Here is a 22,942-nt window from a genome sequence, read left to right on the forward strand (position 1 = left end):
GAACCCCTGAATTGTTCAAAAGGAGCTAAAAATTGTCAATTCAGCGCGAGCGCTTTCTGCAAACCGAAGGGGTCATATCGTAGTGCCGCCGGAAAGCGGCGTTGAAACTGGGCGCATCGGCAAATCCGCAGGCCAGCGCGATCTCCTGAATCTGCGCCCGGCCATGCTCCAGAAGTTCCCGCGCCCTGCGCATTCGCAGCTCCATGTAGTAGGATGAAGGGGATTGCCGCAGCTCGCGCTGAAACAGCCGCCGCAGCTGCCAGACCGACAGGCCGATGCGGGTGCAAATCTCTTCCACTGTCAGCGGTTCCTCCATATGGGCCTGCATGATTTCGATGGCCTGCGCCAACCTGCGGTCCGAACGCATCAGTTGCTGTTCCCGCCGGGTCCGTCGCGCCAGCTCCCCCTCCGGCGGCGGGCGGTAGGCAAATATATCGGCGACATTACGTGCCAGCTCGGGACCGCATTCGCGTGCAATCAGCGCCAGCAGCATATCAAGCAGCGAGATCACCCCGGAACAGCTCATCCGCCGTTCACCAAGGGTCCACAAGTCTTCGGACAAAAGCGCCTCATCAAACCGCTCGGCAAAGGCCGCACGGGACTCAATATGCAGCGCTGCCTCGCCCTGTTGCAGCAACCCGGCCTGCGCCAAGATGAACGCCCCGTTTTCCACAGCCCCAAGGACAGCCTGCTTGCGGTTTTGTCCATGCAACCAAGCCAGCAGGGCGGGTGTCACTCCGGCCTCCGGCTCCCAGGCAGCGAACACCAGCGCGATGGGGGCATGCAGGATGTCCTGCATCCGCCGCGTCGGTGCAACCGGAAGGCCAGAGCTGGGCATCCCCGCCACGCCTTCCGGGGTCACAATATCCCATGTGAACACAGGACGCAGCGCCTCACGATTGGCGACCCGCAGCACATCCACCGCCAATGCCAAAGCGGACAAGGTGAAACGCGGCACCAGAACAAGAACGATGTGAATGGGAGTATCAGGGCCTGCAGTCATTCCTGAAGTTAGGAATACTTGCCCGAGAATGGCAAGAACATGCTCTGATCCTGCAATTTTGAACGCCCCTGGGCTTTTATCGTTTCTGCAATAAGGAACGGATCATAATGCAGCAGAACTCAACCATGACAGCGGCGATCTTCCGTGCGCCAGGGCAGCCGCTGGAGCTTACCACCCTGCCGCGTCCGGTGCCCGGCCCCGGAGAAGTGCTGATCAGGACGGGAGGTTGTGGCATTTGCGGTACCGATCTTCATGCGGTGAACAACCCGGACTGGCCACGCGATCTGGTGATGGGGCACGAGATCGCTGGCACCGTGGCGGAACTTGGCGCCGGAGTGGCGGGGCCGGCACCGGGAACCAAGGTTGCAGCGATGCCGCAGATCACCTGCGGCCAATGCTCTCACTGCCTGCGTGGCAACAGTGATGCCTGCGCAGATGTGAAATACCCCGGCAATGACGCGGGCGTGCATGGCGGCTACGCGGAATATGTGATCGTGGGGGCACAGGATGTGGTTCCGTTGCCCGCTGATGCCGATCTGACCCTGGCTGCCGTGATGCAACCCATGGCCTTTGCCTGGGAGACGGTGAAGTCGCTGCCGCCCAAACCGCAGATGCGGGCGCTGATCGTGGGCGGTGGACCTGCTGGCCTTGGCATTGCGCAATGGTGCAGGTTCTACGGCATGACCCATGTGGTCGTCAGCGAACGCAACCCTGCCCGGCTGGAAGCAGCCAGTGCAATGGGCGCTACGGCCGTCATTGACGCCAACGCCCGCCCTGACACGATGGCCGCCTATGAAGAGCTGACCAGCACCCGGCCCGATGTGATCTTTGAAATGGTCGGCCTGCCGGGCATGATCCAGCACTGCGCTGATATCGCCGACCCCGGGACCACTTTGGTCGCCGCCGGCTACTGCCAGGAAGAGGATACCATTCGCCCGCACAAGATCTGCGAAAAGCGGCTGCGGCTGATCTTTCCCTATTACCACGGCATCAACGCCTTCCGCGAAATGGTGCCGCTGATGGTGCAGGGGCGCATCGACCCCAGCCCGATGATCAGCCACCGCATCCCGCTAGACGAGTTGCCCGCAATGGTCACCGCCATGCAGCGCCCCACAGATCAGATCAAAACAGTCGTGGAGTTCCCCTGATGCAATATGCCCGTGACGACAGCTGGAACCCGCTGTCGCATCTGCAGGATGTGACCGGCATCGCCGCTGGTGCCGGGGGTCGCATCCACGTTCTGCACCGCTCTGCCGCGCCGCTGACCATCGTCCAGGATGGCAAACCCGTGTCCGAGCATCTGGCGAACATCTTTAGCAATCCGCACGGGCTGACCCTGGGGCCGGACGGGCAGATCTGGATCTCAGACAACATGGATCATACGCTTCGGGTGTTCTCGCCCGATCATGAATTGCGGATGCAGGTCGGCGAAGTCGGGCAGGCTTCCGACACCGGCTATGAGCCGTGGTACGGCGCGGTGAAGCGGTCGGCGGGTCCCTTCAACATGCCGACCAACACCGCGTTGGCGGCAGATGGGTCATTCTACGTGGCCGACGGCTATGGCAACGCCTGCATCCATCATTTCGCCCCTGATGGCACCCTGATCCGCAGTTGGGGCGCGCCCGGTCAGGGGCCCGGAGAGTTCAACCTGCCCCACGGGATCATCGTCGACAGTCAGGACCGAGTTCTGGTGGCCGATCGGGAAAACTCCCGCATTCAGCTGTTTGACGCCGAGGGCGGGTATATCGAGGAATGGCGCGACGTGAACCGGCCCTGCAACTTTGACATGGATGCTGCGGGCAATCTCTACGTCGCCGAGCTTGGTTTCCACACGGGTTTGCCTCCGGGCACGCCCTATGATGCAGACGCACCGCGCCCGCGCATATCAGTGTTGTCGCCGCAAGGCGAACGCATTGGGCAGATCGGCGGGGACGGGACGGCGCAACCAGATCTGTTTTTCGCGCCTCATGACATCTGCGTCGATTGCCATGGAACAATCTATCTCGCCGAAATCCCCATGAGCGCCTGCGCCGACTGGGGACCAAAACCTGACCCCAACCACCACGCCCTGCATCGCTTCTTGAGGAAGTGACAATGCCTGGCGAGGAAAGCAGACACGAAAACGGCTGCTTCAGAACAGCGATTGGCACGTCTGCCCCGCAAACGTACTTTGTCGTCTTTCGCTGCTCTGCCAAAACCGGGCGCATATTCCTCAGCCGGGAAACGAATTACAATTCTCCGCTGGTTGCAAAGTTGAGGAGATTGCAGTGAATTCACGATACGTTCCGGTGTATCAGATTGAGCGCCGCACCGAGGTGAGGCGTTTCCTGGGCGCCCCGCCTGTAAGAGATGAAGGCCTTTGTGAGAAAGGCGGGGGTACCGGGGACACGAACAAGCTGACCGTTCTTGATGTGGCGCTGTGCAATACGGCCAAGGACAAAACCGCTCATTTCTCCGCGAAGGCTGAGGACCCGGGCGATATCGCCGGAATGGGCAAAGGCCGGGGGCGCCAGTCCCTGATCTTCGATCCAGGCGGCTTGCTGTGCGTTGACCTGCTCATTCCAGTCCACACGCACAATCCTGTCTTGCCAATGTGCCAGGCTTTCGGGGGATGTCACGAGGATCAGATCATCCTCGAACAGCTCTTCGCAATGGATGCCGGGCAGCGAGATTTCCTCGTACATCAGTGCGATATCGACAAGCCTGGCATTCAGCAGCCGGCGTGCTTCGGCTGGAAAACCGCTATCCAGCCAAAGTGAGATATCGGGCATCATGTCCCGCATGGCAGCGGCCCATTGCGGAACGAAATCCTGGATAAAGCCATAAGCACAGATCATCCTGACCGATGCTGCAAAAACATTTGCCGCAGAAGCGGCTGACATGCCATCCTCTACAGCTTTCAGGGCTGTATGGGCAAAAGGCAGCAACCGCTTGCCACGTTCCGTTAGGCGCACCCCATATCGGTCACGCGCCAGAACCTCGTATCCAAGGTGATCTTCCAGCGTCTTTATCCTGAGCGTCAGTGCTGGCTGCGACAGATTGAGAGCGTTCGCAGCTTCCTTGAAACTGCCCCGCTCGGCCACGGCGCTAAAGGCTTTCAGGTTGTTCAGCATTTGATCAATCCGATTAAGATTTTCAAATCATGTAGCAATAATCTTCAAAATTGCAAAACCTGATGCAGTGCGTAACCTGCCCCTGTCCAAATAACGGAAAAGAGGTTTCGACGATGCCAGTCCCCAACTTGCCTCCGACGCCGGATGATCATTTTTGGCTGACCGACGTTCCGCTGATCTCGGCCAAGCTGCAAGACGGTATGGCCGTTGTCACTTGGCAGGATGGTGTCAAAAGCCGCTATCACGGTATTTGGCTGCGCGATAATTGCGCCGACCCGTCAAGCACCGATCCGGTCAGTCATGAACAGCTTTTCGAGCTGGACAACCTGCCAGACGATCTGGCGATTGCCCGAGTCGCCGTTTCCCCGAACGGTGCGCTTGAGGTAGCATGGCATCCTGATGGCCATGTCAGCCAGTACCACCCCGGCTGGCTGCGGGCGCATGACTATTCCAACGGCGCCCGGCCCGTGTTCGACCCGGAGCCAGAGATCTGGGAAACCCCGAATTTCCCTCTGCCCAACGTCACAGGCGTGGCCTTCATGGATGATGACACGGCGGTCTTGGACGCGCTTGAAGCGGTGGCACGCACCGGGCTTTGTGTGGTGAGCGACCTTGCCACTGCCCCCGGAACCGTGGCCGAGGTCGGGGCTCGTATCGGCCCGTTACACAGCAGCCATTGGGGCCGTGTGTTTGATGTCAAAGTGGTCGAGGATGCCGCCAGTACAGCCTATACGGCGCTGCCCTTGCCCGCCCATTCGGACTTTCCCAACATGGAGGCACCTCCGGGGCTGCAGATCCTGCATTGTCTGAACACGCCCCCCGCGGGCGGGGAAAGTGTCATGATCGACGGGCTGGCCATTGCCCGTGACATGCGCCGCGACCATCCCGAAGATTTCGACCTGCTCTGTGAGGTGGATTGGGAGTATTTCAACCGGGCGGGTGGCGCGGTTGACGTGCGGCACGCCACACCCGTCTTCGTACAAAACAATGCCGGTGAGGTACGGGAGGTGCGCAGCGCGCCCTTCATGCGGGCGCCTCTGATCTGCGATTTCGACATGATAGAACCCGCCTACCGTGCCTTTCGCCGCTTCGTCGCCGCGCTCAACGATACTCGTTATCGGATGATCATTCCCTTCCGCCCGGGTCTGGCCATTCTGTTCGACAATCGCCGAATTCTGCATTCTCGACTAGGCTTCGATCCCGTTGTCGGACGGATGCGTCATCTACAGGGGTGTTACCTGTTAAAGGACGCCTGGATGTCCCGCCGCCGCGCCATCATCCGCGCACAAACCAAATTACAAGCAAAGGCCGCCCAATGACTAAATATTCTGATGCCGAATGGCAGGATCGCAAGGATGTCGCCGCGCTCTGCCGGTTGATCGCCCTGCACCGGATGCAGGATGCGGCCAATCAGGCGGTGATCCTGCGCAGCTCGGAAAACCCCGATCACATCATCACCCACCGTCTTGGCGACTTTCTGGAGGAGGTCACAGCCAGCAGCCTGATCCGGGTCGATCATGACGGGGTGGACATACATACCGGCGAACAGGCCGAACTCGGTGTGATCGGTGGCCTGAACGGAGGCTTTCTGAATCTAGCCGTGCCAATTTTCGAAGACCGGCCCGAGATCAACTGCCTGATCCATGCCCATGCGAAATCAACTGCCGTGGTCGCAACGCAGAAATGCGGCCTGCGTCCACTCAGCCAACCCGCCTTGTTCATCCTGCCACAGCTTGCTTACTGGCCCTATGTCTTCTTCGAGGACGAAACCTTCCGCGATAAGTTCAGGGACATGTTCCGGGGCAAAAAGGTCTCGCTTACCTACAATCACGGGTTCTACACACTGGGCACCACTCCGGCTGAGGCGTTTTTCCTAACATTCTATCTGGCGCAGGCCTGTGACTTGCAGGTGACGGCCATGTCAACGGGCACCGACCTGCATGAGATCCCGGCCGATGAGGCGGCCATGATCGCAGACCAGATGATAGATGCCGAAGAATACCACTATGACGGTTCCATCGAATGGGGTGGCTGGATGCGCATGGTCGAACGACAAATGCCCGGCTATGCCGACTGAGGCGTTGGCATGTGCGGCTGGAGACCGCATATGTCCGGCTAACCAGGGTCATAGTTGTCATTCGTACACCGTGCAGCATCCAGAACCTGGGCTCGCTGCAAAGGTCTATTGAACGCAACTTGCCCGTCTTCACTAACGCCATGGACGTGGAAAATGGACTTGGCCATGTCAAGGTCAACAGTGCTAACTTGCATGGGGTGGCTCCTCTCAAACGCAGATACTGACACCTGCACAATGGCGCATTGCGCCGCCGGAAGCGGGAGCCATCCACCCCATCTGCTTTGCTGCAGAAAACTGCCGCTGCAAAGTTGCGAACTATGGGTGCCCTTCGGAACCTGACCGGCCCATACTAGACATTCATTGCCACTTTTCTAGCCGCGGCGTACTTCTCCAAAGCGGCCATTAATGAACTACGCAGCATTAAGTGGGCGAAGTTCGACGCGAATCCGGGCCACCCGGCGCTAGCAGCGAATGTATTTCCAGCCGCGGCTATGCGCCGGAGGCGGAACTGCAAAGCTGACAGTGAAGACCATTGCCCCGCCTTGCAAGGGCGCCTCTAAAACGCCTGAGAAATCAGCTTAGTTACTCAGCTCGTATTGCACCTTCGCAATGTCTTCACGGTAAGCGCTGGCCTTGGACCCACTGTTCATTTCCTCTTCGCGGCGCATTTCAGAAGCCAGATAGCAAGATACGAAATGGCCGCCGCCAATGTCCCGGAAACGCGCCTCAGCCCCATCAGGAACGCCACTGGAGGCTTCCGCAACAATCCGGAACTGGTCGCCGTGCGGCTCGACCACTGGATGCAGCGAAGCGTCGTCAAACTTGACCGGCGCAAAGACGGCATCCGGGTCGGGGTGCGGGATCGCGCTCAGCAGCGCCTTGGTATATGGGTGCTGCGGCGAAGCAAACAGCTTGGCCGTCGGCGCGTATTCGACAAATTGCCCGCGGTAGAGCACCGCAATACTGTGGGAAATCTGTGCGACCACCGCCAGGTCATGGGCGATGAACAGGAAGGAGGCACCGGTTTCCTCCTGCAGCTCGCGCAGCAGATCGACGATCTCCGCCTGGGTCGACACATCCAGCGCCGACACGCTTTCGTCGCAAACCACGAACTCAGGGTTCGAAACCAGCGCCCGGGCAATGCAGATCCGCTGCCGCTGACCGCCGGAAAACGCATGCGGGAAGCGCCGCAGATGCTCCAGGTCCAGCTTGCAGCGGGCGGCGATCTCCCGCACCCGTGCGTCGATCTCTTCGCGGTTCTTCATCAGCCCGCCGGCCACCAGCGGTTCGGCAATGATATCGCGCACCGTCATACGCGGGTTGAGCGAAGAATACGGATCCTGGAACACCAGGCTCATCCGCGGCCGGAACGCGCGCAGCGCCTCGCCTGCCAGATCATGAACAGCTACGCCCCCGCCGCCGCCTTCCTTGAAGGTCATCCCCAGCTTCTGCCGCACCTGGCGCAGCTCGCCTTCGGAGGCATGGGCCAGATCCACATCGCCCTTGGCCGTGTGAAAGATCACTTCGCCGCCGGTCGGGTCGATGGCGCGCAGCATGGCGCGGCCCACGGTGGTCTTGCCCGAGCCGGACTCGCCAACCAGCCCGACAGTCTCGCCCTTGCGGATCGAAAAGCTGACGCCCTTCACCACCGGCAGCATCTCGGTTTCGGTGCGGAACAGTTTTTTCTTCTTGATCGGAAACGCGACGCGCAGGTCCTGCACGTCGATCAGCCGGCTGTCCTCTCCAGGCTTTGCCAGAAGGGCCGGCGGCATCACCGTGTCCAGCCGCGGGATCGCGTCCAGCAGCCGCTGGGTATAGGCCTGCTGCGGATTGCGGATCACCTCGCGCACATCGCCGCGCTCGACAATCTCGCCCTTGTACATCACCGCCACTTCATCGGCGATCTGTGCGATCACGCCCAAGTCATGGGTGATAAAGATCATCCCCATGTTCATCTCGCGCTGCAGGTCCTTCATCAGTTCCAGCACCTGCGCCTGGATGGTGACGTCCAGCGCGGTTGTCGGCTCATCTGCAATCAGCAGCGACGGCCCGGCCGACAGGGCCAGCGCAATCATCGCCCGCTGCCGCATGCCGCCCGACATCTCGTGCGGATACTGGTCGATCCGTGCCGACGGGTTCACGATGCCCACTCTGTCCAGCATTTCGATGGCGTATTCGCAGGCTTCCTTCTTATTCATATCGCGGTGGCGCCGGATCGCCTCCGTCACCTGATTGCCGATGGTATAGACCGGCGAGAAGCTGGCCATCGGCTCCTGAAAGATCATGCCGATCTCGCCGCCCCGGATGTGGCGCATCTCGCGGCTGTTGCGATGCAGCTTCTCGATCTCGATCAGCTCCCCCGATTTGCTGGTGAAATGCATCCTGCTGCCAGCCCCCAGGCTGGAGGTGCCGGGCAGCAGCTGCATCAGCGCCTTGGTCGACACCGACTTTCCGGATCCGGATTCCCCGACCAGCCCCAGCGTCTTGCCCCGCTCCACCGCAAAACTTACATTCTTGACCGGCGTCACCAGCCCTTCATCCGAGCGGAAGGAGACCGAGAGGTTTTCGATTTTCAGCATGGTTCCGTCCTCTCCGGTCAATGGTTTGCGCTGTAGGGATCAGCCGAGTCGCGCAACCCGTCGCCGACAACCGTGAAGGCCAGCACCGCCACCACAACGAACACTGCAGGGATGAACAGCCAGGGCGTTTGCTCAATCGCCCGCACCGACTGCGCCTGCTGCAAGAGCACGCCCCAGGACACCGACGGCGGCCGCAGGCCCAGGCCGACAAAGCTCAGCGCGGTTTCCGACAGGATCATGTAAGGGAAGGAAATCACGAGATCGACGATGATGAAGCTGGTGAAACTGGGCAGCATGTGCTGGGCAATCACCCGCCCCGGCCGGGCACCTGCCAGCCGCGCCGCCACCACGTAATCCTCATTGCGGATCGACAGCAGCTGCGAGCGGATGCGCCGCGCCAGCGTCGGCCAGCCGAACAGCCCCAGGATCAGCGTCATCGCGAAATAGACCTGCGTGGTCGACCACTCCTTCGGCATCGCCGCGGCAAGTCCCATATATAAAGGAATGATCGGCACCACCCGAATCACCTCGGTCACCCGCTGGATCACATTGTCGATCAGACCGCCGAAGTATCCGGCCACGCCGCCGATCACCAAGGCCAGCACAAAGGAGATCAGCACCCCCAGCACCCCGATCGACAGCGAGGTGCGGGTGGCATAGATGGTGCGGCTGAACACGTCGCGGCCCAGGTCGTCGGTGCCCCAGAAATGGAGTTTCTGGTCTGTGTCCGGGCTCAACCCCACCAGATGGCGGTCGGTCGGAATGAATCCCAGCAGCTTGACCGTCTCGCCCTTTACAAAGAACTGCAGATAGTGGCGCACTTCCGGGTCCGGCACCGATATGGAGCGCAGCGTGACCGGATCGCGCTTGGTCTTGGTGCCGTTGACGAAGGGCGCAAATGAACAGCCGCCCGCATCACAGAACTTCGGCACCTGCGGCGCGCCTTCAATATACTGCGTGTCCCGCGTCACCGGACCATAGGGCGCAACAAACTCGGCAAAGATCCCCGCCAGCGCCATTATTCCCAGCAGCGCCAGCGCCACCATCGCCGCCCGGTGGCGGCGGAAGCGCCACCAGATCAGCGTCCACTGCGACGCCGAGTAATACTTCAGCTCTGCGGCCCGCGCCTTGGCGTCTGCCGCGGTTTGCCCGCCCATCGGATTGCTTGCGTCACTCATGGATCACACCCCCAGTTTGATACGCGGATCCAGCCACGCCAGCAGCAGGTCGGAGACAAAGTTCATAAACACGATGGCAAAGGTCAGCAGCAGCAGGATCGCGCCCGCCACGTTCATGTCGAGATCGAGGTACGCTTTCAGCAGCAATTCCCCCAGCTCGGTCAGCCCCAGCACCACCGCCACAATCGGCAGTTCCGAGAAGATCCGGTTCACGTCAAAGCCGATGGTGGACACCACCGGGTTGATCGCCAGCCGGGCCGGGTATTTGATCAGCAGTTTCGCCTCCGGCACCCCGCGGGCCCGCGCCGCGGTCACGGACAGCTTGTTCAGCTCATCCGACATCGTCGCCCGCACCGTCTGGATCTGATAGGCCACCGCCGACCAGGCCAGCACCACTGCGGGCAGCCACAGGTGCTTTGCCATGTCCCAGGCCTTGGCCGGCGACCAGGGCGCATCGCGGTACTGGTCCGAAAACAGCCCGCCGATGTCCGCCCCGAACCAGCGGTTGGCAAAGTAAAGCATCACCAGCGCCAGCAGGAAGTTCGGCAGCGCCAGCCCGAGGTAGGAAAACACCGTGAGGCCGTAATCCACCGCCGAGCCACGACGCACCGCGGCATAAATGCCGACGGGGATCGACACCAGATAGGTCAGCAGCAGGGTCGAGAACAGAATGCCCGCGGTCAGCCACACCTTGTCGCCGATCACTTTGGTGACCGAGGTCTCAAAGGCAAACGCCTGGCCAAAGTCGCCGCGCAGGACGATGCCGCCGATCCAGTCGAGATAGCGCAGCAGCATCGGCTTATCTAAACCCAGGTCGCGCCGGATTGCCTCAATATCCGCTTCGGTGACATTCACCCCGGTGCCGGAGTACTTGCGGAACGCATAACGGTCCGCATAGTCCCCGGGCGGGATTTCCATGATCAGGAAGACCATCACCGATACCATGAGCATGGTGATGACCATCCCGGCAAATCGTTCCAGTGTGAATCTCAGCAAAACGGCATCTCCCCTATCCGTCCCCAAAGGGCCAAAACCGGAGCGCAGGCGGGCTGCGCCCCGGTGTCTTGTTCAGGCCGGGGCCTGGATTACTGCTGCAGCCACCACTGGGCAGGGCGGTAGGGATAGGTCCAGTAGAAGTCGTAGGTCTTGGACTTGATCGGCTTCACGTTCTGCAGGTCGTTGCGGTGCAGGAACGGGGCCACGATGTCGCCAACGGTGCCGATTTTCAGCATGTTGTCGGTGTGGATCTTGACGATCTCGCTGCCCAGTTTGTTGCTGGCATCTGTGCCCATTTCCACCTGAATAAACTGCTCAGACAGGTCCCACAGTTTCTTGATGTCGGCCGGCGGCTCGATGCCTTCGGACCCGCCGCTGGTCTTCCACGCGGCCCAGCCGAATCCAGTGCCTGGGTTGAAGAAGTCGCCAAAGGGCGGAACAAACACGGTCACGTCCTGACTGATGGTGGGGCCGGCGTTGCCGTCGTATTTCCACACGGTCAGGTCCAGGTCATTGTTGTTGCCCGACGCGCGGTATTCGTCCGAGGTCACCTCTTTCAGGTCAACCCGCACACCCACGGCAGACCAGTAGTCGCGGACCAGTTCCTGCATCTTCACCGGCGCGCCTTGCGAGGAGTAGACCAGACGCACAACCAGCGGCTTGCCGTCCGGGCGCTCCAGGGTGCCGTCGCCATCGGCGTCCTTCAAACCCATTTCGGCCAGCAGCGCCTTGGCCGCTTCCGGATCGTAACCGATATCGCGGTTCAGCACGTCGTCCGAGACAAAGGACACGGTCTTCGGCTCGGCCGGCACGCCCTGCATAGGCTTGCCCTGGCCCAGGTAGACGATTTCGTTGATCTCATCGCGGTTCATCGCCAGCGACATCGCGCGGTTGAAACGCACGTCGCTGAAAATTTTGCGCAGAGCTTCGTCCTGGTGGGTGCGGTTGAAGGAGTAAAAGACGTTTTCGCCAAATGTCGGGGCGAAGTTAATGGTGTAGCCGCCCTTGCCTTCGTTCTCCTTCAGCAGCGGGAAGTCTTCCAGGAACACGGCCTGCTGTTTCCAGACCACTTCGCCGTTCATGATCTTGAGGTTCTGAACCTCTTTGTCGCCCACATAGGTTTCAACGATCTCGTTGATGTAAGGAAGCTGGTTGCCGGCAGTGTCGACCTGGTGGAAATAAGGGTTCGCTACCAGCTTGCGGCCTTCGGCGGTTTCCTCGACCACGATGTAGCTTTCCAGCGTCGGCACCACCGCGCGGCCGATCTGGGCGGCCTTTTCTGCGTCTTTCAGCAGCGGGCTGGGCACGTCTTTCCAGTCCGAGCCGCCATAGTAGAAATCAACAGCCGCCGCGGCGTTTTCAAAGCCGTATTCCTGTGCCAGCGCTTCGGCATTCGCGTTGTGCCTGGGCATAAACTGGCCCAGGAAATGCTTGGGCTGGAACGGCTGGCCGTAGTCCACGGCAAAGCGGTTCAGAATGCCCGGAGTCGGCACCGGGAAGGTGAACTTGACGGTGGTGGCATCCAGCGCTTCAACGGCCGCCTTCTCACCGGCAAACAGCCAGCGGTCTGGAGTTTTGTCATAGACGTCAGCGTTATAGATGATGTCTTCCATCCAGAACACCACGTCCTCGGCGGTGAAGGCTTCGCCGTCCGACCACTTGTGGCCCTCGCGCAGCGAGATGGTCAGCTGGGTGTAATCCGCATTCCATTCCCAGCCCTTGGCGATGTTCGGCACCACGGTCTGCAGGTCATCGGCATAGCGGACAAAATTCACGTGGCGCACCGACAGCAGGTCCGAGGTCCCGGATTCGGTGCCCTTGGATAGGCCAGTGATGGCGCCGCCATACTGGCCGACGGTGTCATAAGGCATCACCACCAGCGGCTCGGCCGGCAGGCGCTTGGCCACGGCGGCCAGTTCGCCGTTGCCTTGGATGCGGGCGTTCAGATCGGCAATCGCCGGGTTCTGTGCGAACGCCAGCTCGCAGGATGCAGCCGATTGCAGTTCCATCAGTTCCAGTTGCTGCGGGAACGCGGGCTTCAAGCCCATCGGATCAGCAACGGTTGCGGCCGGGCAAGCGGCCATGACAGGGGTGCCTAGCGCAGCCAAGGCGGTGAAGGAGAGAAGAGAGGTACGGAGTTTCATAGCCATCCCAGCGTTTTGTGTGATGCCGGGATGGCTAAGGCTTCATGTTAACAAATTTATGATAAATCTGGCAGAATAGAAAAAAGCTATAAAGAAGCAGATGACAAAATAGCTTCACAATCGCGCAACTCTATGGCGATCCGAAAGAAACGGTCCACTGCTGATGTGTTCCGCATGGCCGGAAGGCACGCGAGAAAATGGTAGGCGGTCAGGTTGTTGTCCTGTATCGGAACAAATTTGACACCAGCCTCGCCTTGGCATTCCTGGGCGAAGGCGACACCAACACCGGCACCGGATTTTACAAGTGTCCGGATAGACCCCCAGGATCCAAGGCCAAGAACCGTTGACAGGTTGACTTGCGCAAGCCGGGCCGCTGCATCGAATATCTGACGGGTCGAAGAAGACGGCTCTCGCTGAATCAGTTTTAGCTCTGCAGCTTCGTCCCAAGTCGCGGTCCCAGTCAAAGCCAACGGGTGGGCCTCCGGCACGACCAGACCGATCTGCGTCTCCGCCATCTTCACGCCGTCTAGATCTGGGGGAAGCTCTTTTGCAGTGACAAACCCCACATCAAACTCGCCTGCATAGAGCAGCGGCAACAGGTCGTGTGAAGCTAACGCACGCGCGGTCACCGCCACTCCCGGGTACGCCCGAACAAACTCTGCAATCGGCGGCATCGCGATCTGATAGGTCGTATAGCCGATCTGAAACTTGCCCGAATGCAGATCACGTCCTGATAGCAGCTGATTGTCGATTGAATCTCTTAGAGCAATCAGCGCTTTGATATCCCCTCTCACCTTGTCGAGAGCCGATGTTGGGGTAATTGTGCTTCCCGATCGGTCAAGCAGGCGGCAACGGTATTGCTGCTCCAGCGAATAGACGAGATTGGATACCGTCGGCTGCGACACGCCAAGCTCGCTGGCAGCAAGCGTGAAGCTGCCAAGCCTGGCCACCGCCTCGATAGCCTGCAGTTGCTTAAGGCTAATTTTTCCCTTCATGCCCGCTTCCACCAGTCTCAGGAATGCATCTTGCTACGCACGCAAATTTTCATTCGCAACCTTTATCCGTGGTGTTTCGCCCGCTCTAAGTTCTCATCCTTTTTGATGGGGCTGAAGTTAAATTTGATGGTAAGCGCCATGAATTCCAGCTTGTAGCCAAGCCGCAGTTCGCGGCCCAAAGCTGCTGCCCAAGACTTCTTAGCTTTCTGCATTGCAGCTTCCCCAGAGCAGTCATTCGCAATCAGGTGCAGCGATTCAGGACCGCTCAAGCACTACAGTCAGAAAACTGACCGTTTGCCGCTTGAATTGCCTCGTTCGGAACTGTGAACGTTTTGTGCGGGCACGCCGACCTTGCATAATCTCTCGTAGAGCTCCATCAGCCAATCTTCCAACTTTAGCTGGCCTCTACACTTCGCTTCCCGAAAGCAAGTTCGCTTTCAAAGCGGCAAGCAGATTGTCCAGGTCTTCCCGGTTCCGCGCCCCATATTTCAAGCCCATCACGACAGTGACGAAAAAATGCGCCTGCTGGGGAACCGAAAGCCCCTTTGCCTCAAACGCTTCAGCGTAGGGTTCGAGGAGTTCCTTGATGAGCAACTCGTGCCGGTGATGCGAGCGGGCGATTTCATCTTTGCCAGCTTCATTGTGACCGGTGATCAGATCCTCTGCATCGCCTGCTGTCTGCAGCATCTCAAAACTCTTGATCACGGTTTCTGCGAAATAGACATCGAGTTCTTCTGACAGGGTGGTGCATTCAGCCAAGCGCGTTCGGACCATTGTCAGGTTCCGGTCAGTGATTGTGCGGATCGAGGCGCGGATCAGCTCATCTTTGCCCCCGAATAGATCGTAAAGCGTCTGCCGCGACACGCCCGCTTCAGCCGCAATGTCATTCATAGATGTCTTGCGCGCGCCGAACCGCACAAAGCAGCCAATCGCGGCGGCGACGATTTTTTCTTCAGTATCCGTCAGGGGCTTGGGCTGCATATCGGTCATGACAGTCACTTAAATCGGCCTCCGTCACTTGACAAGATGGGCTGCAGTGTAAAATACAGACATACAATAGTAGTACAATTGTAAAGTCAGGAGAGGCGCATGCCCCAGACAGTTCTCATCACCGGCTGTTCCAGCGGCTTCGGAAAACTGATCGCACATACATTCCATGATGCGGGGTGGAACGTGGCGGCCACCATGCGCAATCCCAGCGCAGAGAGCGGCCTGTCAGGCGGTCCGCGCATGCTGCTGACGCGGCTGGACGTTACCGACCCGGAAAGCATCGCCGCCGCATTTGCTACGGCATATGAAACCTTTGGCAGCCTGGACGCGGTGGTGAACAACGCAGGTTACGGCGGCTCCGGTCTGTTTGAACAGTTCAGCCCTGAAGATATTGAGGCGATGTATGCCACCAACGTCTTCGGCCCGATGAATGTGATGCGCCAAGCATTGCCGGAAATGCGTGCGGCCGGGAAAGGGGCCATTGTCAACGTGACCTCGATGGCAGGCCATCTGGGACTCCCCGGGAGCGCAGTCTATGCCTCCAGCAAACACGCCTTGGCCGGCCTGACTGAGGCCATGGCGCTGGAATATGCGCCATTTGGTGTGCGGATCTATGACGTTGCTCCAGGGGCTTATCCAACCACCGGGTTCGATGAAGCGGTGGACAAACGTTTGGACAATGGGAACGCGCAGCTCGTCGCCTTTTCACACCAGCTGCGCGAACAGATCGGCATGGTGGGCAAACGCATGGCCAGCGAGGGCGGTGCGCTGGCCGACCCGCAGGAAGTCGCGGATCATGTCCTGGCTTGCGTTGCGGGGGACCGGCCGATCCATACGCCCAGCGGCTCCGATGCCGAGATGCTTACGGGCATGATGGGGCAGCAGAACCGCCAGGCTTTCTTGGACCAGCTGAGCGCAATGCTTGTGCCTGCGGAACGAAACACCTGACAAGGAAGCGAACCAATGTTTGGAAACATGATCTCGAACATGATGGTCAAACCGGGCCAGTCGCCCCTATTCGACACGCCGGAAAATCACGGTCTCGACTATGAAGATGTCGCATTCAAAACCGAGGATGGCGTGACCTTGAGAGGATGGCTGATCAAGGGCGGCAGCGGCAAGGTAATTGTTCAGACCCATTTCGGGGTGCAGTGCAACCGGGGGGGCTGGACGCCCAAGGGGCATGGACCGATCACGCCCTGGAAGAAAGACATCCAGTTCCTGCGGCAGGCCAAGTTTCTGGCGGATCAGGGATATTCAGTGCTGATGTATGACATGCGCGGCCATGGCGAAAGCGATCTGGGTCCGATCCCCTGGGTCAGTTGGGGGCCGGAAGAAGCCAAGGACGTGATTGCGGCAGTGGATTTTGTGATCGAGCGTTTTCCCGAGGCTTCGGTAGGGCTGTTGAGCATCTGCATGGGCGCAGCCTCGACCACCTATGCCTATGGCCGGGAGAACGGGCTGGCGCAGCGGACAAACGTCAAAGCGATGATTGCCGTCCAGCCGCTGCTTTACACCTGCTTCATGGAAGCCCTTGGCATGCCTGGCTTCTTGGTGCGTGCAGGCGAAAAAATCAGCGAAAAGCGGCTGGGGTTTGACTTGGCCCAGCCCAATTTCATCAATGACGCGCCCAAGATCACTGTCCCCACCTTGGTCGTGCAGAACACCAATGATCCCTGGACCCGGATGGGTATGGTCAAAGACTATTTTGACGCGCTTACTGCCGAGAAGGAGCTGAAGCTGCTTGATCTCGAGAACAGCCGTTTTGCTGCCTATGACTATGTCGGATCCCATCCCGCGGATCTGATGGGCTGGTTCGGCAGGTTCATGTGATGCTGTGGACCATTCTGAAATGGGGAGTGCCTCTTCTGGCCATCATTGCGGTGGCAGGTGCCTTCACCCGCAAGACTTTTCATGTGGAAACCATCATCGCGGCACCGCCGGAAGAAGTCTGGGCGGTGCTGACGGATGCTGCGGCCTATCCAGACTGGAACCCCGTTTTTGTGGAGGTTCAGGGGAGCTATGGAGAAGGTGCCGAAATGCTGAATATGGTGCGCGATCCTTCAGGCAAAATTCTGAAGATGACCGCAACCGTTGCCACCCTGGCTCCTGCCCGTGAGTTGCGTCAAAAGGGCGGCATCCCCGGCATTTTGACATTTGACCATCAATGGCTGCTGCAGCCGGTTGAAGGAGGCACGCGCGTTATTCAACACGAGACCGACCAGGGTATCGGGCTGTGGTTCTGGAATTCAGATTGGATTGAAGGTGCCTACAGCAAAGTTGGCGATGCTTTGGGTGCCAGGGTTGTTGCAGGCAGCAAATAGCACACGCTTATCAGCTTGCACTTGGCCTCACCCAGAAAGATCCCGCAATGCGCAATAGCTTAAGATACCTGTTGATTTGCCTGATCCTTGGTTTTGGGGCCAAGTGGACCTTCACCAATTCAGAGGACACCCATGCCGTGGCCGTGAACAAGCCCTATCACCACTTACCAGATGGCGGATACCGCAACCCGCCAGGAAGCCCTGACCGGGATGCTACATTCGGGGAGATGGTTGGGTTTATAGCTGGAGAAATGTTCTCTTCCCGCGAAACCAAAGTGCCGGAAGACCACGTCCTGCCAAAGGCTGAGTTTGAGCGCCAGTATGCGGCGGCTGGTAATCCCAGTGTGACATGGCTCGGGCACGCAGGCTTCATAATCAGGCTGGGGGGCCAGATCATCCTGACGGATCCCTTTCTCAGTGACGTGGCAGGGCCCGTGGGCATTGGGCCCAAGCGATACGCTCCCGCTCCACTGAGTGGTGCCGAACTGCCCAAGGCCGATGTTTTGCTGATCAGCCACAATCATTACGATCACCTGGATGCATCCACCATTGAGGCCTACCCCTACAAGGAGGAGACGCAGGTAATTGTGCCCCTTGGCCTGGCGCCGTTTTTCACAAAGCGGGGCTACACAAGGGTGACAGAACATGACTGGTGGCAAAGCTGGCAATCAGACGGCATTGAGATCACCACCCTGCCTGCGGTGCATTTCTCGGGCCGGGGTATTGGCGACCGCGGAAAGACTTTGTGGGCCAGTTTCGGCATTTCCACGCCGGAAGGGAAAATCTGGTTTTCCGGCGACACTGCCAATGGAGCCATCTTTGAAGAAATCGGCCGCCGGGCTGGCCCGTTTGACATGGCGCTAATTGCCATTGGAGCCTACGAGCCGCGAAACATCATGAAGTCAGTCCACGTCACTCCTGAAGAGGCAATAGAGGTTGTGCGCAAGGTGGGTGCCCACCGGGCAATTGGCATGCACTGGGGCGTAATAATGCTGACACCTGAAAACCCCTTCGACGCTCCGCAACGATTCAAACTTGCAGCGGAGAAACAGGGGCTTGGAAAAGAAAATGCACTCATCCTTCGCGTCGGTGAAAGCATCTCCATGTTCTCCGAAACGCTCGCGGCTGTTCACACGCATGGCAACAGGTAGCATGCATCGTTCAGAGCACAGCTCCGCCTTGGTAACAAACCGAGGTCGACCCACAACTACCCTTCAGAAACAAGTCGGCATGCTGCGGCGCGGCCTGTCATACTGGCCATTCGCTGCAGGCGCGAATTTTTGACAACACCAAATTCACCCTATGCGGACATCATGGCACTGCAGCGCGGACTGTGGCAGCATCCTGGCATGATCGAATTTCGTACTCTCGTCGATGACCATCCCGACCTCGCACATTCTCCGCTGCTTCGGAGCGCTCTACTTACTCTGCAATATGCGCAAGAGCACGGATCAATCGGTTTGACCAAAACCAAGGCCTTCAAGCGTGTCTTCGTCCATTGGGCCGTCGAGCATTTCGACTGGCCGGGGAAAAGTGCAGAAGAGATGTTCCGCTACAACAAAGTGATCAATGAGTATGAATTTCCCCCGCTCGAAGTTTTGCATTTCCTGCTGATTTCTTTGCGTCTGGGTCGTTACTTCAAGGGTGAGTTTCGGCTGACCAAGAGTGGTACACAACTGGCGCAGGCCCCTGGCCGCCTGTTTTCTGAGCTGATCCCATACTTTGTGTTCCGCATCGATCACGCTTCCTATGCGCGCTTCGACGAACGCCCCATCGGAGAATGGGACGTCTGGATGAATGTGATTAACGTGGAGGCCGATCATGGCACGACCGAGGCTGCTTTGTTCGAAGCCTTCTACGGTGAGCAACAAGATTGGCACACCGCGGGGTGGCGAGAGATGGCCGCGTTCTCATCTTACGTGCTGCGGCCGCTCGAATGGGCAGGATTGCTACTCGAAACCCGCGAAGACGGCCTCGCCAAGCAGGTGTGTCATGTGTTTAAGACCCCACTCTGGCGCAGCGCACTCAACCTTGACACCGATGACATGCTGCAACCGATGCTTGTCCAGTGAGGTGTTTTTGACTGCTCCGAAGATGCAACGCTTATTGCGTATGATCCGGCCCATAGGGGACATTCGTCGTAACCCACCATCGTATTGCATCGGTCGCCAAAGCGGCCATTGGCAACCGGGCGCAGCATTTCATCTCAAGAAAGGCCTTCGCCGGGGACTTTCCAGACTTTCGCCGCGGTAGCGAGAAGCTAGCGGATTCTAGTTCTCTACTCCTCGCAGCCGACGGAGAGCGTGAATTGTAACCGTCGTTTTCGCCCCACGTTGTAGCGCCCATCCCGTGCTGCGAGATCTTGCACAACTCACAGTGGGGAGTGCGTTTCGCAATGTGCGCTACAAATTCGTTTCTCAAATCGTTGGGCGTCGAGATCTACGCGTCGGGTCACCGGCGGTGGCCGGATGAAGCCAAGGCCCAGGCAGTGGCGGATACGCTCGAACCGGGCGCGACTGTGAATGGCGTGGCGGCGCGGTATGGAGTCTTACCAAACCAGCTGTCGGCTTGGCGCCGGCTGGCGAAGCAGGGGAAGCTGGTATTGCCAGCGGCGGAGCCGGACGAACCGGTCTTCACCCCGCTGGTGGTCTGCGATGTTCCGGAGGAACAGCCGGCGCCGGACATTGCCGCTTCAGCAGAGGTGATCCGGATCGTTTCGGGAGAAGTCAGGATCGAACTGGCGCCGGGCACGCCCGCAATCCGGATCGCCGAGATCGTGCATGCGCTCGGAGCCACGCCATGCTGATGCCCTCGCAGGGCGTCCGGATACTGGTGGCGACAAAGCCGGTGGACTTCCGCAAAGGCCATGACGGTCTTGCGGCGCTGGTGCAGTCAGTGCTGGCCGAAGATCCTTTCACCGGCACGGTCTTTGTGTTCCGCGCCAAACGGGCGGACAGGATGAAGATCCTGTTCTGGGACGGCAGCGGACTTGTGATGGCTTACAAGCGGCTGGAGGAAAACAGCTTCACTTGGCCTGCCATCCGCGACGGGGCGATGACGCTGAACCGCGCCCAATTCGAGGCGCTGTTTGCCGGGCTGGACTGGCGGCGGGTGCGGTCCCTAGAGGCGCGCCGCCCGGCTGTGGCAGAGTGACTCGGGCAGCCGAAAGCCTGCGTCCAGAGAGGCAGACCAGGGTATGCTCCGGACATGTCCAGCACCCCGCCCATCGACCTGTCTGCCATTCCAGAGGACCAGCGTGACGCTGTTCTGGCAGTGCTGCGCGAGCGGGATGTGCTTCGGGAAGCCAACAAACGCCTGGAGCACCTCGTTGCCGAGCTGAACCAGACCGTGCATGGCAAAAGGTCGGAGAAGCTGAGCGAGGACGAGCGGCAGCTGGCCTTCGAGGATCTCGAGACCGCGGTGGCCGAGGTCGAGACGCAGCAAAACACGCAGACATCCACCGGTCCGGCGCCGCGCAAGCCAGCCCGCCGCAACCGGGGCAATCTGCCCAAGGACCTGCCGCGGATCGAGAAGGTGATCGAGCCGGACAGCCTGGACTGCCCATGCGGGTGCGGCGAGATGCACCGGATCGGCGAGGATCGCACCGAGCGGCTGGATATTATTCCCGCGCAGCTCCGTGTCATCGTCACTGTCCGGCCCAAATATGCCTGCCGCGCCTGCGCCGAGGGCGTCACCCAGGCACCGGCCCCCGCGCACCTGATCGAGGGCGGTCTGCCGACCGAGGGCACCATCGCGCATATGCTGGTCAGCAAGTTCTCGGATCATCTGCCGTTATACCGCCAGAGCCAGATCCTGGCCCGCTCCGGGATCGACCTGCACCGCAGCACGCTCGCCGATTGGGTGGGGACAGCCGCCTTCCACCTCGGCCCCGTAGTCGACCGGCTTGCCGAGCACCTGAAAGGATCGGGCAAGCTGTTCATGGACGAGACCACGGCGCCGGTTCTGGACCCGGGCCGGGGCCGGACAAAGACCGGGTATCTCTGGGCCCTGGCCCGGGACGACCGCGGATGGGGCGGCGATGACCCGCCCGGCGTGGTCTTCACCTATGCCCCGGGCCTCGCCGGGCAGAACGCGGAACAGATCCTGCAGGGCTTCGATGGCATCCTGCAGCTGGACGGCTATTCCGGCTACAACCGGCTGACGCGCCCGTCTCGGAAAGGCGGCGCGCCGGTCACGGTCGCGCATTGCTGGGCGCATGCGCGCAGGAAGCTGAAGGAGGTCTTCGACCGCGACGGCTCGGAGATCGCCGCCGAAGGGCTGCGCCGGATTGCGGAGCTCTACCGCATCGAGGGTGAGATCCGCGGTATGGGTCCCGGCCAGCGGCTGTCCTCCCGGCAGACCCGCACCGCGCCGCTGGTCACCGGGTTCGGAGAATGGCTGCAGAGCCAGCGCCGCCGGATCTCCTCAAAGTCGCGTCTCGGAGAGAAGCTGGCCTACATCCACCGTCAGTGGGGCGGGCTGCAGACCTTCCTCCGCGACGGCCGCGTCGAGATCGACTCCAATGCTGTCGAGAACCTGATCCGCCCTATCGCCCTGACGAGAAAGAACGCCCTCTTCGCCGGCCATGATGAAGGCGGCCGCGCCTGGGGCCGCATCGCTTCGCTCATCGCCACAGCAAAGATCAATGGCGTCGAGCCCTTCGCCTACCTCAAGGCCACCCTCGAAGCCATCGCTGCAGGTCACCCTGCCAGCCGGCTCGACGAACTACTCCCCTGGAATTTCCCGCCGTCAAGCTGAAAGCCCGGTGCCCTGCAGGCGCCGCTTACCGTGAATTCGCTGTATCTACGAGAGCAACCCCTCCGATCTATAAAAGAGGTCATTCACAATCAAGAAGGCGATAAGAGTTAGAAATTCAAAGACGCAATTATACCATTTGGAAACCAACCACTGTAGATCACACACAGAACCCGCTGGGTGAACGCTAACCCTGGTAATGCTAGCAAAGAAAACCCGAACGCGAACAGTACGAGCACCACATAAACCCAAAACCGCGAAGTATTCCGGTCCTGCGCGCTGTAGTAGCTACTAAGCACGTCCATCTTCAGTTGGCCGTCGTTATCTTTCCGCAAACCATCTGAAGCAGTTTTTAAACTTTTTGAGCGGTCCAGCCACGGGGCTCTTTCAACAAGAGCTTTTGCTGCGCTTGGTCGTCGAGACTTTATGGTTACGTACATGGCCCTCAGATTTCGAGCCGAAACGCTGTCAAGAGAAGTCGTCACATAGTCTTGTTTATCACTAGCGCTCTTTACCACGGCTGGGGCGAAGACCCTAAATGCGATGGCTCCAAGCCCCAGACACATCAAGCCAAGATACAGTACGTTCAAACGAGTTGGGAAATCGAACCATGGGCTACAGACTTGCGCAAAAGCCTGCTTTTCGAGCAGCCCCCCAAGACCACCTAGATAGTTTTCAATCTCAGCATGGTAGAGAACTAGGGTCTGGACTCATAACCAGTAGATGACAAGAGCGGCGAGAGCTATGGCTGAGAGGAAGACCTTTGGACACCGGTCGTATCGAGTGGC

General features: G+C 59.6%; 21 protein-coding genes and 1 pseudogene. 12 read left to right on the plus strand and 10 right to left on the minus strand.

Features of this window, described 5'->3' with window-relative positions; genetic code table 11:
• Nucleotides 1–40 precede the first annotated feature (40 nt).
• Nucleotides 41–1,003, minus strand: coding sequence for a GlxA family transcriptional regulator (locus ACXAHG_RS15670; RefSeq protein WP_475058778.1), 963 nt, complete (start codon nucleotides 1,001–1,003; stop codon nucleotides 41–43).
• A gap of 107 nt (nucleotides 1,004–1,110) precedes the next feature.
• On the opposite strand from ACXAHG_RS15670, the gene ACXAHG_RS15675 reads away from it, so the two are divergent.
• Nucleotides 1,111–2,151 carry a zinc-dependent alcohol dehydrogenase gene (locus tag ACXAHG_RS15675; RefSeq protein ID WP_475058781.1) on the plus strand — a complete coding sequence of 347 codons (1,041 nt, stop codon included), beginning with the start codon at nucleotides 1,111–1,113 and terminating at the stop codon, nucleotides 2,149–2,151.
• Complete coding sequence (locus tag ACXAHG_RS15680; protein WP_475058783.1) at nucleotides 2,151–3,095, plus strand: peptidyl-alpha-hydroxyglycine alpha-amidating lyase family protein; 945 nt, start codon at nucleotides 2,151–2,153, stop codon at nucleotides 3,093–3,095. Before ACXAHG_RS15675 ends, ACXAHG_RS15680 begins: the two co-directional genes overlap by 1 nt.
• A 181-nt stretch (nucleotides 3,096–3,276) precedes the next feature.
• Here the strand turns inward: ACXAHG_RS15680 and ACXAHG_RS15685 are convergent, their stop codons facing one another.
• Entirely contained in the window at nucleotides 3,277–4,116 is an 840-nt protein-coding gene (locus tag ACXAHG_RS15685) for a LysR family transcriptional regulator (RefSeq protein WP_475058786.1), read from the minus strand.
• 62 nt (nucleotides 4,117–4,178) lie between these two features.
• On the opposite strand from ACXAHG_RS15685, the gene ACXAHG_RS15690 reads away from it, so the two are divergent.
• The gene (locus tag ACXAHG_RS15690; protein ID WP_475058788.1) at nucleotides 4,179–5,435 is read left to right on the plus strand and encodes a TauD/TfdA family dioxygenase; all 1,257 of its coding nucleotides are present in this window, start codon (nucleotides 4,179–4,181) and stop codon (nucleotides 5,433–5,435) included.
• Complete coding sequence (locus ACXAHG_RS15695; protein WP_475058791.1) at nucleotides 5,432–6,193, plus strand: class II aldolase/adducin family protein; 762 nt, start codon at nucleotides 5,432–5,434, stop codon at nucleotides 6,191–6,193. Before ACXAHG_RS15690 ends, ACXAHG_RS15695 begins: the two co-directional genes overlap by 4 nt.
• A gap of 80 nt (nucleotides 6,194–6,273) precedes the next feature.
• Here ACXAHG_RS15695 and ACXAHG_RS15700 read toward each other — a convergent pair.
• The 8 genes and pseudogenes from ACXAHG_RS15700 to ACXAHG_RS15735 all read right to left on the minus strand — a co-directional run.
• A pseudogene (locus tag ACXAHG_RS15700) lies at nucleotides 6,274–6,387 on the minus strand (IS110 family transposase); the annotation flags it as partial.
• A gap of 384 nt (nucleotides 6,388–6,771) precedes the next feature.
• Nucleotides 6,772–8,772 (minus strand): ABC transporter ATP-binding protein, encoded by a 2,001-nt coding sequence (locus tag ACXAHG_RS15705; RefSeq protein ID WP_475058793.1) that lies wholly within the window; start codon nucleotides 8,770–8,772, stop codon nucleotides 6,772–6,774.
• A 17-nt stretch (nucleotides 8,773–8,789) separates the two neighbouring features.
• A complete protein-coding gene (locus tag ACXAHG_RS15710) occupies nucleotides 8,790–9,950 on the minus strand; it encodes an ABC transporter permease (RefSeq protein ID WP_475058796.1) in 1,161 nt (386 codons plus the stop codon).
• A 3-nt stretch (nucleotides 9,951–9,953) separates the two neighbouring features.
• Nucleotides 9,954–10,946 (minus strand): ABC transporter permease, encoded by a 993-nt coding sequence (locus ACXAHG_RS15715; RefSeq protein WP_475058798.1) that lies wholly within the window; start codon nucleotides 10,944–10,946, stop codon nucleotides 9,954–9,956.
• Between the two features lie 89 nt (nucleotides 10,947–11,035).
• Nucleotides 11,036–13,090 carry an ABC transporter substrate-binding protein gene (locus ACXAHG_RS15720; RefSeq protein WP_475058801.1) on the minus strand — a complete coding sequence of 685 codons (2,055 nt, stop codon included), beginning with the start codon at nucleotides 13,088–13,090 and terminating at the stop codon, nucleotides 11,036–11,038.
• Nucleotides 13,091–13,176: 86 nt separating this feature from the next.
• A complete protein-coding gene (locus ACXAHG_RS15725; RefSeq protein WP_475058803.1) occupies nucleotides 13,177–14,085 on the minus strand; it encodes a LysR substrate-binding domain-containing protein in 909 nt (302 codons plus the stop codon).
• A gap of 62 nt (nucleotides 14,086–14,147) precedes the next feature.
• On the minus strand, nucleotides 14,148–14,297 hold the full coding sequence (locus ACXAHG_RS15730) for a hypothetical protein (RefSeq protein ID WP_475058805.1): 150 nt from the start codon (nucleotides 14,295–14,297) through the stop codon (nucleotides 14,148–14,150).
• Nucleotides 14,298–14,490: 193 nt separating this feature from the next.
• Nucleotides 14,491–15,075, minus strand: a complete 585-nt coding sequence (locus ACXAHG_RS15735) for a TetR/AcrR family transcriptional regulator (RefSeq protein ID WP_475058807.1) — start codon at nucleotides 15,073–15,075, stop codon at nucleotides 14,491–14,493.
• A 99-nt stretch (nucleotides 15,076–15,174) separates the two neighbouring features.
• Between ACXAHG_RS15735 and ACXAHG_RS15740 the strand changes: the two genes are divergently transcribed.
• The 8 genes from ACXAHG_RS15740 to tnpC all read left to right on the plus strand — a co-directional run bounded on the left by ACXAHG_RS15740 (nucleotide 15,175) and on the right by tnpC (nucleotide 22,157).
• On the plus strand, nucleotides 15,175–16,023 hold the full coding sequence (locus ACXAHG_RS15740; protein WP_475058809.1) for an SDR family oxidoreductase: 849 nt from the start codon (nucleotides 15,175–15,177) through the stop codon (nucleotides 16,021–16,023).
• A gap of 15 nt (nucleotides 16,024–16,038) precedes the next feature.
• Nucleotides 16,039–16,908: an alpha/beta hydrolase gene (locus ACXAHG_RS15745; RefSeq protein ID WP_475058811.1), complete on the plus strand. Its 870-nt coding sequence runs from the start codon at nucleotides 16,039–16,041 to the stop codon at nucleotides 16,906–16,908.
• Nucleotides 16,908–17,399 carry an SRPBCC family protein gene (locus tag ACXAHG_RS15750; protein ID WP_475058813.1) on the plus strand — a complete coding sequence of 164 codons (492 nt, stop codon included), beginning with the start codon at nucleotides 16,908–16,910 and terminating at the stop codon, nucleotides 17,397–17,399. Before ACXAHG_RS15745 ends, ACXAHG_RS15750 begins: the two co-directional genes overlap by 1 nt.
• 47 nt (nucleotides 17,400–17,446) lie before the next feature.
• Nucleotides 17,447–18,550: an MBL fold metallo-hydrolase gene (locus ACXAHG_RS15755; RefSeq protein WP_475058815.1), complete on the plus strand. Its 1,104-nt coding sequence runs from the start codon at nucleotides 17,447–17,449 to the stop codon at nucleotides 18,548–18,550.
• A gap of 162 nt (nucleotides 18,551–18,712) precedes the next feature.
• Nucleotides 18,713–19,471, plus strand: a complete 759-nt coding sequence (locus tag ACXAHG_RS15760; RefSeq protein ID WP_475058818.1) for a hypothetical protein — start codon at nucleotides 18,713–18,715, stop codon at nucleotides 19,469–19,471.
• A 323-nt stretch (nucleotides 19,472–19,794) separates the two neighbouring features.
• A complete protein-coding gene (gene tnpA / locus ACXAHG_RS15765) occupies nucleotides 19,795–20,205 on the plus strand; it encodes an IS66-like element accessory protein TnpA (RefSeq protein WP_475058820.1) in 411 nt (136 codons plus the stop codon).
• A complete protein-coding gene (gene tnpB, locus ACXAHG_RS15770; RefSeq protein WP_222506893.1) occupies nucleotides 20,199–20,552 on the plus strand; it encodes an IS66 family insertion sequence element accessory protein TnpB in 354 nt (117 codons plus the stop codon). The genes tnpA and tnpB overlap by 7 nt, the downstream gene beginning before the upstream one ends.
• 54 nt (nucleotides 20,553–20,606) lie before the next feature.
• Nucleotides 20,607–22,157, plus strand: coding sequence for an IS66 family transposase (tnpC, locus tag ACXAHG_RS15775; RefSeq protein WP_475058822.1), 1,551 nt, complete (start codon nucleotides 20,607–20,609; stop codon nucleotides 22,155–22,157).
• Nucleotides 22,158–22,942: the final 785 nt, after the last annotated feature.

The organism is Leisingera sp. ABD4_442, assembly GCF_056160905.1.